The 13,287-nt window shown below is 72.6% G+C and carries 11 protein-coding genes; 10 read left to right on the top strand and 1 reads right to left on the bottom strand.

Features of this window, described 5'->3' with window-relative positions; genetic code table 11:
* Window positions 1-125: 125 nt before the first annotated feature.
* Window positions 126-437, bottom strand: coding sequence for a Dabb family protein (locus ABZS66_RS04885; protein WP_354755219.1), 312 nt, complete (start codon window positions 435-437; stop codon window positions 126-128).
* A 102-nt stretch (window positions 438-539) separates the two neighbouring features.
* Here ABZS66_RS04885 and ABZS66_RS04880 point away from each other — a divergent pair, with 102 nt between their 5' ends.
* The 10 genes from ABZS66_RS04880 (at window position 540) to ABZS66_RS04835 (ending at window position 13,272) form a co-directional block, all read left to right on the top strand.
* Complete coding sequence (locus ABZS66_RS04880) at window positions 540-1,595, top strand: 2-dehydropantoate 2-reductase N-terminal domain-containing protein (RefSeq protein ID WP_354755217.1); 1,056 nt, start codon at window positions 540-542, stop codon at window positions 1,593-1,595.
* A gap of 142 nt (window positions 1,596-1,737) precedes the next feature.
* On the top strand, window positions 1,738-2,490 hold the full coding sequence (locus ABZS66_RS04875; RefSeq protein WP_354755215.1) for a helix-turn-helix domain-containing protein: 753 nt from the start codon (window positions 1,738-1,740) through the stop codon (window positions 2,488-2,490).
* A gap of 156 nt (window positions 2,491-2,646) precedes the next feature.
* Window positions 2,647-4,032 (top strand): amidohydrolase family protein, encoded by a 1,386-nt coding sequence (locus ABZS66_RS04870; protein WP_354755213.1) that lies wholly within the window; start codon window positions 2,647-2,649, stop codon window positions 4,030-4,032.
* Window positions 4,029-5,063 carry an ABC transporter permease gene (locus ABZS66_RS04865; RefSeq protein ID WP_354755211.1) on the top strand — a complete coding sequence of 345 codons (1,035 nt, stop codon included), beginning with the start codon at window positions 4,029-4,031 and terminating at the stop codon, window positions 5,061-5,063. The genes ABZS66_RS04870 and ABZS66_RS04865 overlap by 4 nt, the downstream gene beginning before the upstream one ends.
* 111 nt (window positions 5,064-5,174) lie before the next feature.
* The gene (locus ABZS66_RS04860; RefSeq protein WP_354755209.1) at window positions 5,175-6,353 is read left to right on the top strand and encodes a substrate-binding domain-containing protein; all 1,179 of its coding nucleotides are present in this window, start codon (window positions 5,175-5,177) and stop codon (window positions 6,351-6,353) included.
* 23 nt (window positions 6,354-6,376) lie between these two features.
* Window positions 6,377-8,869: an ATP-binding cassette domain-containing protein gene (locus ABZS66_RS04855; protein ID WP_354755207.1), complete on the top strand. Its 2,493-nt coding sequence runs from the start codon at window positions 6,377-6,379 to the stop codon at window positions 8,867-8,869.
* A 30-nt stretch (window positions 8,870-8,899) separates the two neighbouring features.
* Window positions 8,900-9,841 (top strand): cupin domain-containing protein, encoded by a 942-nt coding sequence (locus ABZS66_RS04850; protein WP_354755205.1) that lies wholly within the window; start codon window positions 8,900-8,902, stop codon window positions 9,839-9,841.
* Window positions 9,834-10,715, top strand: a complete 882-nt coding sequence (locus tag ABZS66_RS04845; RefSeq protein ID WP_354755203.1) for an NAD(P)-dependent oxidoreductase — start codon at window positions 9,834-9,836, stop codon at window positions 10,713-10,715. The genes ABZS66_RS04850 and ABZS66_RS04845 overlap by 8 nt, the downstream gene beginning before the upstream one ends.
* The gene (locus ABZS66_RS04840) at window positions 10,712-11,836 is read left to right on the top strand and encodes an alcohol dehydrogenase catalytic domain-containing protein (protein WP_354755201.1); all 1,125 of its coding nucleotides are present in this window, start codon (window positions 10,712-10,714) and stop codon (window positions 11,834-11,836) included. Before ABZS66_RS04845 ends, ABZS66_RS04840 begins: the two co-directional genes overlap by 4 nt.
* The gene (locus tag ABZS66_RS04835; RefSeq protein WP_354755199.1) at window positions 11,833-13,272 is read left to right on the top strand and encodes an amidohydrolase family protein; all 1,440 of its coding nucleotides are present in this window, start codon (window positions 11,833-11,835) and stop codon (window positions 13,270-13,272) included. Before ABZS66_RS04840 ends, ABZS66_RS04835 begins: the two co-directional genes overlap by 4 nt.
* Window positions 13,273-13,287 lie beyond the last annotated feature (15 nt).

Below are 13,287 nucleotides of genomic sequence, written 5' to 3'. Positions count from 1 at the left end.
CGAACCGGCCTGAGAACCCTGGCTCAACGTGGACAGGGGCCGGGAGCCGACGATCTCCGGGTGACGCGGCCCCGTTCGCGAGCCTCGCCGCCGCAGCGTGGAACCTGGAGGGTGAACCGCGCTGATCACTGGCCGACGAACGTCGGTGGCACCTCGATCTGTACCGCGATGCGGCTGGCTGCCATCGGTCCGATGACCTTGGTCGCAACGTCGCGATGGCGGGGGTCGTCGAGGTAGGCGTCCAGTCCCGCGGCGTCGTGCACCACCGCGATCACGCCGAAGTCGCCCCCTTGGCGCAGGCCCAGCGCCGGGCCGCACTCGTACCTGTGCAGCGACGGCATGTCCGCGGTGAGCTCGCGCAGCGTGTGGACGAGCCCCTCGACCTGATCGCCGGTGACGGTCGGGTGCCAGGTCCAGATGACGAGATGAGCGATCATGCGGGCAATGTACGGGCGTGATGAGTCAAACTCAACATTCGTGTACAGTGCAGGCGGTTACCGGGGGGCCGCCTGAGTGGTACGGAGCGAAGCGGAGGGCGCATGAGTGGTCCGCGGATCGCGGTGGTCGGGTCCGGCGCGAACGGCAGTTCGGTGGCCGCCGACCTGATCCGGGCCGGGCACGACGTGGTGCTGATCGAGCAGTGGCCGGAGCACGTCGAGGCGATGCGCCGCGGCGGCCTGCGGATCGAGATGCCCGACGAGACGGTCACCGTCGACGTGCGGGCGCACCATCTGTGCGAGGTCTGCACGTTCACCGGCCGGTTCGACGCGGTGTTCGTGCTCATGAAGGCCTACGACACCCGGTGGGCGTGCCAGCTCGTCGAGCCGTACCTGGAGCCCGGAGGTCTGATCGTCGGCCTGCAGAACGGCATGACCGCCGACGTGGTCGCGGATGTCGCCGGGGCGCACCGCACGCTCGGCGCGGTCATCGAGGTCGCCTCGATGATGGTCGACCCCGGTGTGGTGCAGCGGTACACGCCGCCGTCGCGCTCGTGGTTCGCGCTCGGCGGGCTCGACCCGTCGACGAGCGGCCGGGCGGAGGAGCTCGCAGTGGTGCTGCGCGCGGCCGGGACGGTGGAGGTCGTCGACGACATCCGGTCGGCGAAGTGGATGAAGCTGGTCAGCAACAGCACGACGCTGGTGACCACGGCGATGCTCGGGCTGCCGATGCTCGACGCGCTGCAGGCGCCGGGGATGCGGGAGCTGATGGTGCGCTCGGGTCAGGAGGCGCTGGACGTCGGCGCCGCCCTGGGGTACCGGCCGCTGCCGATCTTCGGGTTGACGCCGCAGGACATGGGCGCCACCGACCGGATCGTCGAGCTGCTGCTCGACACGCTCTACGCCGGGTTCGTGCTGCCCGGGACGACCACGACGATCCTGCACGACTGGCTCAAGGGGCGCCGGAGCGAGGCCGGTGACATCAACGGCCGGGTCGTCGCGCACGCCGGGCTGCTGCCCGGGGGCGCACCGGTCAACGCCGCCGTGCTGGAGATCGCCCACCGCGTCGAGCGGCGGGAACTGCAGCCCGGCCCGGCCGTGGGGGACCTGCTCGCCGAGCTCGCCGGTGCGGCGGTGGTTGACAGCGTTGTTGAGTGACATTACAACTTCATCAAACACGCAGCCCTGTGAAACGTGTCGCCACCATGCTGAGAGGCGTTGTGCAGCCGCCGGTCCGGGCCGGGGCGGCGCGTAAGCTGACCTCAACATTCGCGTGACATGTTGTGAAGGGGCACTGAGCGTGACCGAGTTGGACGCCGTCGGCAGCCGGATTCGCGCCGTGCGCCAGGCCCGAGGGATGTCCCTGCGCGCGCTCGCCGAGAAGGTGGGCGTCTCGGCCAGCATGCTGTCGCTGCTGGAGAACGGTCGGTCCCGCTCCTCGATCCCCACCCTGTACGCCGTGGTCGAGGCCCTCGACATGTCGATGGACGAGCTGTTCTCCAGCAAGCCCGCCCCGCCGGAGCCGGCCCGGGCCCGGCGGGCGTCCCCGCCCGGCGGCGGCCCGCCGGCGCAAAGCCCATCGGCGAGCGGCTCGGAGCTGATGGTGGTGCGCGCCGACAACCGGCGCCGCATCGAGATGGAGAGCGGCGTCGTGTGGGAGCAGTTGGGCCACAACGACGACGACGGCGTGGAGTTCATGCTGGTCACCTACCCGCCGGGGGTGAGTTCCAGCGACTCCGGGCGCTACCAGCGGCACAACGGTCTCGAGTGCGCGCACGTCATGCAAGGGGAGCTGACCTGCAAGGTGGCGTTCGAGGAGGTCACGCTGCACGCGGGCGACAGCATCACGTTCGACTCGTCGCGGCCGCACCTGCTGGAGAACAACGGCACCGTGGACATGCGCGCCGTGTGGCTGGTGCTGCGGCACCGCGCGCCCGCCGCGGAGGCCGGCCCGGCGGCCGACCAGCTGGCCCAGCAGTTGGCCCAGCACCTGCCCAACGTCGTCGCCATGGGCCGGGCGGCCAAGGCGGACGACACGCGTCGCCGCCGGTAGCCATTCATCCCGATAAACGTTGGTCAACGCCTGTCAAGTGAGACTTGACAGGCTGTGATCTGCCTCCCATGATGGTGCCACCGATCCCGCCGTGTTCCGCCAACCCGGATCGGACGAACGCACACCCCTGGCACGGTCTGTGGAGGTTCTCAATACATGACAAAGCTGCTTCTCGCCGGCGGTATCGTCGTCACCTGCGCCGGCCGGCACGAGGTCCTCTGGCCCGGCGACGTGCTCATCCGCGACGGCCGGATCGTCGCGATCGGCCGTGACCTCGAGGTCACGGACGCCGAGCGGGTCGACGTCAGCGGCCGCATCGTGATGCCCGGCCTGGTGGACACCCACCGGCACACCTGGCAGTCCGTCGTGCGCAACATCGCCTCGGACTGGACCCTCGACCAGTACCTCGTCGGCCTGCACATGGGCCTCAGCCGGTACTTCCGGCCCGAGGACACCTACGCCGGCAACCTCATCGGTGCGCTGGAAGCGCTCGACGCCGGCATCACCACGCTGCTCGACTGGTCGCACAACCTGTTCACGCCCGTGCACACCGACGCCGCCATCGACGCGCTGGAGGAGGCCGGCCTCCGGGCGGTGTTCGCCCACGGCGGCGGCGCCCAGCAGTGGGGCGGCGTGATGCCGTCACCGGTGCCGCATCCGCAGGACGACGTGCGCCGGCTGCGCGCCGGACGCTTCGCCGCCAACGACGGCCTGGTCACCATGGGCCTGGCGCTGCGCGGCCCGCAGTTCTGCACCATGGAGGTCACCACCCAGGACTTCCTGCTCGCCCGGGAGCTCGACCTGCGGGTCTCGGTGCACGTCGGCGACGGGCACTGGGGCAAGACCAAGCCGATCCACAAGCTGGACGCGGCCGGCCTGCTCGCACCCACCACGACGTATGTGCACTGCAACACCATCGCCGAGGACGAGCTGAAGCTGATCGCCGACAGCGGCGGCAGCGCCTCGATCGCCCCGGACGTCGAGATGCAGATGGGCCACGGCTGGCCGGCGACCGGCCGGCTCCTGGCGCTGGGCATCGCCCCGTCGCTGTCGGTCGACGTGTGCAGCTCGATCGGCGGCGACATGTTCACCACCATGCGCACCACGCTGGCCGTGCAGCGGGCCACCGACAACAGCGCCGCGGTCGAGGCCGGCGAGGCGCCCGAGCGGGTGAAGCTCTCCTGCGAAGACGTCCTGCGGTTCGCCACCATCGAGGGCGCCCGCGCCAACGGTCTGGGGCACCTCACCGGCTCGCTGGAGGTCGGCAAGGCCGCCGACATCGTCATCCTCTCCAACGACACGCTCGCCACCACCCCGATCAACAACCCGTTCGGCACCATCGTCTACAGCGCGCACCCCGGGCTGGTCCGTGACGTGCTCGTCGACGGGCGGTTCGTCAAGCGCGACGGCCGGCTCGTCGGCGTCGACCTGCCCCGGCTCCGCGCGCTCGCCGAGGCGTCCCGCGACCACGTCATCGGCTCCCTCGAAGGCGCCGCGATCGGCGGTCGCTGGCAGCCCGAGCCGAAGCTGAACCTGGCGTGAGCGTGCTCGGACTGACCCGCCACGACGCCGCGCCGGACACGCCCGCAGTCCGCCCGACCGATCCGGTCGGCTATCGCCTGCTCGGCTGGCCCACCAGCCGGGCGGCCGCGGCCGTTGCCGTGCTGTTCGCGTTGAGCGCCGTGCTGTCCAGCGGCAGCGTCGGGCGCACCGCCCTGCTGGCGATGTTGCCGTTCGCGGCGCTCACCGCGATCGCCGCCGCCGGGCAGACCCTCGTCGTCCAGCAGGCCGGGCTCGACCTGTCGGTCGCCGGCGGCATCTCGCTCGGCGCGCTGATCGTGGCGAAGTACGGCGGTCCGAACCACCTCGGGCTCGCCCTCGCGGTCACCGCGGCGCTGGCCGCCGCGCTGCTTGCCGGGCTGGTCAGCGGCCTGGTCATCACGTACTTCGGGCTACCGCCGCTGGTGGTCACGATCGCCGTGAACGCGCTGCTGATCGGCCTGGTGCAGTACCTGTCCGGCGGGTACAGCGCGCAGGCGCCGGCGGCGCTCACCGACTTCGCGGTCGGCCGGACCGCGGGAGTGCCCAACCTCGTTCTGATCGCCGTCGCCGTGATCGCGCTGGCACAGCTGGCGCTGAAGGCCACCGTGGTGGGCCGGCGCTTCGAGCTCGTCGGCGCCAACCGGCGTGCGGCGCACGCCGCCGGCATCAGCACCCGCCGATACACGGTGTCGGCGTACGCGCTGTCCGCCGTGCTCGCCGGCGGCACCGGTGTCCTGCTCGCCGGTTTCCTGCGCACCACCACGCTCTCGGCCGGCGACGCCTACCTGCTGCCGTCGGTGGCCGCGGTCGTGCTCGGCGGGACCGCCCTGAGCGGCGGCCGCGGCAGCCTGACCGGCACCGCGCTCGGCGCGCTGTTCCTCGGCCAGCTCAACCAGCTCGTCCAGACCTACACCCAGACCACCGCCGTGCAGAACATCGTGCAGGCCGTGATCATCGGGGTCGGCATCGTGGTGCAGCTCAACCTTGCCTCCCGGCTGCGGCGACGGGCGATCCGTCGCAACCCGACCTGACCTGACCTCCCGGCAACACCCCGGTACCACCCCCGGCTCACCCCGGCGCACGGAACGGCACCCGCCGTCCCGCCGGTCAACCATGCCCGCAAACACCCCCTTGGAGTCTCCATGTCGCCACGTCGACGCCGTTCCACCGGCGCCACGTTAGCCCTGGCCACGGCCGTTGCCATCGCGCTCGCCGGGTGCTCCACCACCAACAAGACCGGCCCGGCCGCCGGCAGTGATCCGAGCACCGCCGCGCAGGTCGCCGTCGGCAACGCCGGACCCGTCTCGGCCATGGTCGCGATGGACACGGTCTGCGGTACCAAACCGATCAAGGTCGGCCTCGTCGACGGCCTGGGCACCAACTCGTGGTCCAAGATCGTCCGCGCCGAGGTCGAGGACGAGGCCAAGAAGTGCCCGGCCGTCAGCAGCGTCGACTACGTCGCCGGCCGCGGTGACCTGCAGGCCACCCTGGCCGGCATCACCAGCCTCACCAGCAAGGGCGTCAACGTGCTGCTGGTGATCGCGGACGCCGGCCCCGGTGCCTCGCACCTGTCGGCGTTGCGCGCGGCGGCCAAGGCCGGTGTCATCGTCATCCCGATCGCCGCCGACCCGACCGGCAAGTCCGGGTCGGACTACTTCGACTACGTCGACTGGGACACCGGGTACTCCGGCGAGGTGTGGGCCAGATGGATGGTGGCCCGGCTGGGCCCGAAGGGCGGCAACATCGTGCTCCTCGGCGGGCCCGCCGGTAACGCGGTCTCCGTCGCCGAGCTCGCCGGCATCAAGAAGGTCCTCGCCGGTGCGCCGCAGGTGAAGCTGCTGACCGACGACCCGGTGACGACGAACTGGGATCCCGCGATGGAACAGCAGGCGATGAGCGGCCTGCTCGCCAAGTACCCGCAGATCGACGGCATCATCAGCGACTACGGTGCGGCGGCCACCGGGGCGATCCGCGCCTTCCAGAACGCAGGCCGTCCGCTGGTGCCGATCGCGACCACCGACGACAACGAGCTCAGCTGCGGGTTCGACGCGCTGAAGGCCAAGAACAGCGGCTATGAGCTGGCGACGGTGTCGTCGCGGACCTGGATCGGCCGGGTCGGACTGCGCAAGGGTGTCGCGGTGGCCAACGGCAAGGCCAATGCCGAACCGTCGCTGCTGCAGCTGGACCTCTACGAGGACTCGACCGGCGGTAGCCAGGGCGCCATCGCGCCGTCCAAGGCGTGCAAGTCCGGCCTGCCCAACGACGCCCCGCCGTCCTCGCAGCTGACCACCGCGCAGCTCGGCGCGCTGTTCACCGGCTGATGAGCGCCGAGGAGGTGAGGACGATGCGGGACGCCGCGCTGGCGCTGTCCGGGATCGTCAAGCAGTATCCGGGTGTCCGGGCCCTCGACGGCGTGGATCTGACCGTCAGGCCAGGTGTCGTCCACGCCGTGCTCGGCGAGAACGGCGCCGGCAAGTCCACGCTGGTCGGCGTGGCGGCCGGCTCGGTCACCCCCGACGAGGGGCGGATCACGATCCTCGGCCGGGAGTACGCGGCGATGACCCCCGCCGTCGCCCGCGAACACGGCCTCGCCCTCGTGTACCAGACGCCGGCGCTGGCCGGCAGCCTGACCGTCGCCGAGTCGATGCTGGTGCTGCTGCCCGAGCAGGTGCGTCCCAAGGTCGGCGCGGCGTCCGCGTGGACCGACGCGCACCTGCGCGGGCTCGGCCTGGACATCGACGCCGACCTGCAGATCAGTGACCTGACCGTGCGGGAGGCGCACCTGGTGGAGATCGCCGCGGCGCTCGCCACCGAGCCGCGGGTCCTGGTGCTCGACGAGCCGACCGAGGCCCTGGGGCCGGACGAGACGAACTGGCTGTTCGACCGGATCCGGGCGCTGGTCGCCACCGGCACGGCCGTCGTGTACATCACCCACCGGATCCCCGAGATCCGGCAGATCGCGCAGACCATGACGGTGCTGCGCGACGGGCGGGTGGTCGGCGGCGGGCCGGTCGCGGACCACACCGACGAGCAGATCGTGGAGATGATCGTCGGCCGGTCGCTGGACACCACGTTCCCCGACAAGCCCGACCTGAGCGCCGCACCCGTCGTCCTCACCGTCGACGGGCTCAGCGGCGCCGGGTTCACCGGCGTCGACGCCCGGGTGTCGGCCGGCGAGATCGTCGGCTTCGCCGGCGTGGAAGGCAACGGGCAGCGCCAGGTGCTGCGGGCGCTGGCCGGACTGGTCCGCGCCGACGGACGGGTCACCGTCAAGGACGGGCCGGTCTCCCTGGCGGGCCCCGCGGCGGCGGCCCGGCACGGCATCACGTTCCTGTCCGGGGAACGGCTGCAGGAGGCGGTGTTCGGCGACCTGACCGTCCGCGAGAACGTCGACGCGCTCTCGTTGACCCGGGTGTCGCTGCTGCGCTCCGTGCTGGTGCCCGGCAAGGAGCGGGCCCTGGTGTCACCCGCCGTCGCCGCGCTGCGGGTCAAGGCCGCGAGCCTGGAGACACCCGTCGGCACCCTGTCCGGCGGCAATCAGCAGAAGGTGCTGCTCGCCCGGGCCGGTATCGGCGACCCCGCCGTGCTGCTGGTGGAGGACCCGACCCAGGGCGTCGACGCCGGCGCCCGGCTGGAGATCTACCGGGTGCTGCGCGAGTTGGCGGGACGCGGCACGGCGGTGATCGTGCTGTCGACCGACGCGGTGGAACTCGAAGGGCTCTGCGACCGGGTGCTCGTCTTCTCCCGCGGGCGCATCCAGGCCGAGCTCTCCGCCGCCACCCTCTCGGAGCGCGACATCACCGGCGCGGCGGTGCTCGCGACCGAGCGCACCGTGGCCGCACCCGTGGCCGGCGGCCGGCACCGCCGCCGGCGGCGGCTGCTCGGCGGCGAGACCCATGCGGCGCTGATGCTGCTGCTCACGATCCTCGTCGGCGGGGCGACCGCGGTGCACTCGCCGACCTTCCTCGGCATGCTGAACATCGGGCAGCTGCTGCTGGCGACCGCATCGCTGGCCGTGGTGAGCCTCGGGCAGCTGATCGTCGTGATGACCGGCGGGATCGACCTCTCGGTCGGTTCGGTGGTCGCGCTGTCGGTGGTCACCGCCTCGTTCTTCGGCGCCGGTCCGCCCGCGCTGTTCGCCGTGGGCGTGCTCGCCGGGCTCGCCGCCGGGGCGCTGGTCGGCCTGGTCAACGGCGTGCTGGTCACCCGGGTCAACCTGCCACCGGTGGTGGCGACCCTGATCTCCTCGATCGGCGTCGTCGGTGTGGCGCAGCTGCTGCGGCCGCTGCCGGGCGGGCAGGCCGGCGACACGCTGCTCGCCGCGCTGGGCACCACGGTCGCCGGCGTGCCGATGGTGTTCGTGGTCGTGGTGCTGGTCGGGATCGCCGGGCACGTGCTGGTCCGCCGCGCACGGGTCGGCCGGGCGTTGCGGGCCACCGGCTCGGACCCGCTGTCCGCGTCCCGGATGGGCGTCGGGACGCTCCCGACCAGGCTCCTGGCCTACCTGCTCGCCGGTGCGCTGGCGGCCGGCGGTGGCATCGCGCTCTACGCACAGACCGGCGTCGGTGACTCCTCGGTCGGTCAGGCCCTCACCCTGGCGTCGGTGACGGCCGTGGTGCTGGGCGGCGCGAGCATCTTCGGCGGCTCCGGCTCGGCCCTGGCCACCCTGGCCACGGCGCTGTTCCTGCAGACCATCACCAGCTCGCTGAGCTTCCTGTCGGTCAGCATCGCCTGGCAGTACTGGATCCAGGGCATCCTCGTCGTCGCCGCGGCCCTCGTGCCGCTGCTGCGCGGGCGGCGGAGGCGACGCGCCGTGGTGGCACTCACCACCGCGTAGCGAGCCCACTCTTTCAAGGAAAGGCACACCATGTATCACGTCTCCCGGATCGATGACGCCCAGGCCGTGCTGCCGGACGACTACCGCGGGCACAGCACCGGCTTCCGCCGGCAGGACCTCATCGGCCGCGAGTACGGCTCGCACCACATGACGATGAGCGCCGCCACGCTCGATCCCGGCGGCCGCATCGACGCGGCGGTGCACTCCTACGAGAAGAGCCTGTGGATGCTCGGCGGCGAACTGACCCTGACCATGCTGGGCCAGACGCTCACGTTGCGCCGCAACGACTGCGCGGTGGTACCGGTCGCGGTGGCGCACCAGCTCGTCGCCGGCAGTGCCGGTGCCCGATGGCTGGAGATGTCGGCGCCGGTCCGACTGCTGCTGGACAACCGCCGCCGGGACACCTTCTTCCTGCCCGGCGACATCGCCGGGGGACAGGCCGAGACGGTGGACCTGCGCGACCCGCGCAACCGCAACTTCTTCCGGTTCGACGAGGGCTCGATGGACCTGCGACGGCTGGCCCGCGGCAGCGACCCCACGGCGCCGGAGGTGTCGGCGAGCATGGCGACCGCGATGCTCGCGTACAGCGGCATCGGCATCCGGATGCTCGCCGACCAGCGGATCAGCGCCCAGCTGCACACCATGTTCATGGTCGAGTACCAGCCGACCGCGGCGGCGCATCCGCACGACCACCCGTTCGAAGAGGCCTACATCTTCACCGAGGGTGAGACCGAGGCGGTCGTCGAGGGCCGGCACTTCGTCATGCGCCCCGGCGACGTGCTATGGACCGGATCCGGCTGCGAGCACGCGTTCTACAACCGCACCGACGGCAAGACCCAGTGGATCGAGACGCAGGCGCCGCAGCCGCCGGCCCAGCACTCGTACCGGTTCAGCCGCGACTGGGAGTACCTCGGCGACCGGCTGTGTGCCGGCACCCGGGTCGAGCCGGCGAAGGTGTCCGGCGATGCGTGAGCCGGTCGGCCTGCTGGGCACCGGCCGGATGGGCTCCGCGATCGGGCGCCGCCTGCTCGCCGCCGGCGCGGAGCTGCGGGTGTGGAACCGCACGCCGGACAAGGTCGTGCCGCTCGTCGCGGGCGGCGCGGTGGCCGCCGGGTCGCTCGCCGGCCTGGCCGCCTGCCCGGTCGTGTTCGTGATGGTCTCCTCCTCCGAGGACCTGCTGGCCGTGCTGGACGGTCCGGACGGCCTGCTGTCATGCCCGGCCGGGCTGCAGGTGGTGGTCGACTGCTCGACCGTGTCGGAGGTCGCGTCGGCGCAGGCGCGCGCGCTCGCCGCCGCGGCCGGTGTGGGGTTCGTGGCCGCCCCGGTCAGCGGCAACCCTTCCGTGGTGGACGCCGGTGAGGCGTGTTTCGTCGCGTCCGGCCCGCGGGAGCAGTTCGCGCTTGCCGAGCCGCTCCTGCGGGGCATCGGCAAGACCGCGGTGTGGGTCGGCGACGGCGAGCAGAGCCGGCTGGTGAAGCTCTGCCACAACCTGTACCTCGGCGTGATGGTGCAGGCGCTGGCCGAGGTGACGGCGCTGGCCGAGAAGAGCGGTGCGGACCGCGAGGCGTTCCTGCGGTTCCTGGGCGAGACCGTGGTCGGCTCCGAGTGGGTTCGCCGCCGGACACCGGCCCTCGCCGCCGGCGACTGGACGCCCACGTTCACGAACACGTTGCTGCGCAAGGATTTCGACCTCGGGCTGGGCGCCGCGCGGGACCACGAGGTCCCGATGGCCCTCGCCGGCCTGACACACCAGCTGATCCAGGCCGCGGTCGGCCGCGGGCTGGGGGACCTGGACCTGCTCGCGCTCTACGCGATGCAGGCCGAGTCGGCGGGACTGACCCGATGACCACCGATGCGATGACCGCTGCCGTCTACCACGGCGTCGGCGACGTGCGGCTGGAGTCGCGGCCGAGGCCCCGGCCCGCCGCCGGCGAGGTGCTGGTGCGGGTCCGCGCGGCCGGCGTGTGCGGCAGCGACGCCGCCGAATACCTCCACGCGCCGACCCTGATCCGCGGCGACGGCCGGCGCGCCGCCGAACCGGTGACCCTGGGCCACGAGTTCGCCGGCGACATCGTCGAGGCGGGCCCCGGCGTCGACCCGGCCCGGGTCGGTGAGCTGGTCGTGTGCGGCGCCGGCATCAGCTGCGGCGACTGTGCCATGTGCCGGCGCGGCCGGACCAACCTGTGTGCCGGCTACCACACCATCGGCTTCCACCGCGACGGCGGCCTCGCCGGCTACGTCACCGCGCCCGCGGGCATCTGCGTCGCCGTCGGCGATCGTGGCCTCGGCCCGGACACGGCGGCACTGGGCCAGCCGATGGCCGTGGCGGTGCACGCCCGCCGGCGCGGCGGCGCGGGCCCCGGCAACGTCGCGCTCGTGGTCGGCGTCGGCGGCATCGGCGCGTTCCTCACCTACGCCTGCGTGGCCGCCGGGGTGCGGGTGTGGGCCGCAGACGTCGCCGGGACCCGGCTCGACCTGGCCCGCGCGCTCGGCGCCGAGCAGGTGATCGACGTCCGCACCACCGCACCCGCCGCAGCGCTGGCCGACGCCGGTCTGCGCGCCGACGTGGTCTTCGAGGTGACCGGGACCGCCGGCGGGCTCGACACCGCCGCGGCGGCCACCCCGCCGGGCGGCCGGCTCGTCCTCGTCGGCATCCAGCACGGCACACCCGCGGTACCGGCGGCGCGCTGGACGTTGCAGGAGGTCGATGTCCTCGGCACCGTCGCGCACGTCTGCGCCGATGACCTGCCGGCGGCCCTCGACGTGCTGGCCGCCCGCCCGACCTGGGCAGACATCGCCCCGACCGTCCATCCGCTGGGGATGCTGGTGCGCGAAGGGCTCACGCCCGCCGCGCCGGGAGCGGCCCGGCCGACCAAGGTGCTCTTCGACCCCGCCGCGGTCGAGGCCCGTCCAGCGGAGCACCGCCGTACCCCGGCCGCCGCGACCCGAACAGGAGGTGCCCCATGACCACGGACGACTTCGACCACGCACCGGCGCTGGTCTTCCGCCGCGCCACGGTCGTGACCGTCGACGACGCGGGCGTGATCACCGACGGCGACGTGCTCGTCATCGGTGACCGGATCGCGGCGGTCGGGACCGGGCTCGCCGTGCCCGAGGGCACCGTCGAGATCGACGGCAGCGGCGGCATCCTGATGCCCGGCATGATCGACACCCACCGGCACATGTGGCAGGCCAACCTGCGCGGCTTCGGCGCCGACTGGACGCTCAGCGAGTACTTCACCTTCTACTACCTGCAGTGGGGCCCGCACTTCCGCCCGCGCGACATCTACGCCGGCAACCTGCTGTCCGGGGTGGAGTCGGTGGACGCCGGGGTCACCACGACCGTCGACTGGTCGCACGGCCTGCAGACGGTCGAGCACGCCGAGGCGGCGGCCGACGCGTTGCTCGCCGCGGGCGGCCGGTTCGTGCTCGCGTGCGGCAACCTGCTGGGCGGACCCTGGGAGTGGGCGAACGATCCGGCGTTCCGGGCGTTCGTGGCCCGGCGTACCCGCGCCGACACCGACATGCTGGCGCTGCAGCTGGCGTTCGACGTCACCGGCGACCCGGCGTTCCCGGAACGCGCCGCGTTCGAGGCGGCGCGGGAGCTGGGGCTGCGGGTGACCACGCACGCCGGGGTCTGGCAGGCCACCAACGACGTCGGCATCCAGCAGATGTGGGACGCCGGGTTCATGGACCCGACCGTCACGTACGTCCACTGCTCCACACTGTCGGACGACTCGTACCGGAAGATCGCGGCCAGCGGCGGTACCGCCTCGGTGGCCACCGAGAGCGAGATGAACGCCGGGCAGGGCTACCCGCCCACGCATCTGCTGCGCCGGTACGGCATCCCGGTCTCCCTGTCGCAGGACACCAGCGTGTGGTGGAGCGGCGACATGTTCTCCGCGATGCGCGCCACGCTCAACGCCGACCGCGCCCGCTGCCATCTGGAGGCGCACGCCGAGGGCCGCACGGTGACCGTCAACGAGGCCCGCGCCGAGGACGTCGTGCGGTGGGCCACGCTCGGCGGCGCGCGGGCCATCGGCCGCGAGGCCGACCTCGGCAGCATCCGGCCCGGCAAGAAGGCCGACCTGGTGCTGGTGAAGAACGACCGGTCGCCGGCGATGCGCCCGATCCTGCACCCGTACGGGCACCTCGTCTACCAGGCCGGCCGCGGCGACGTGCACACGGTGCTGGTCGACGGCCGGGTCGTCAAGCACGCGCACCGGCTGCGCGGGATCGACCTCGGTGCGGTCCACGACGACGTGGACCGCACCGTGGACTTCCTCCGCTCGACGATGGGCGAGCAGGCCTGGCGCGACGGGATGGCCCCGGCGCTGCCCGCCGGCGAGCGGATCGACAACCCGTACACCTACTCGGCCGTCGACGGCCGGGACGCGAAGTAACGCAGAGAGCGAGAG

It is taken from the genome of Dactylosporangium sp. NPDC005572 (genome assembly GCF_040605515.1).
Taxonomy (GTDB): Bacteria; Actinomycetota; Actinomycetes; order Mycobacteriales; family Micromonosporaceae; genus Dactylosporangium.
Note: the sequence above shows the minus strand (reverse complement) of the source record. Positions and strands in the feature narration are given on the sequence as shown.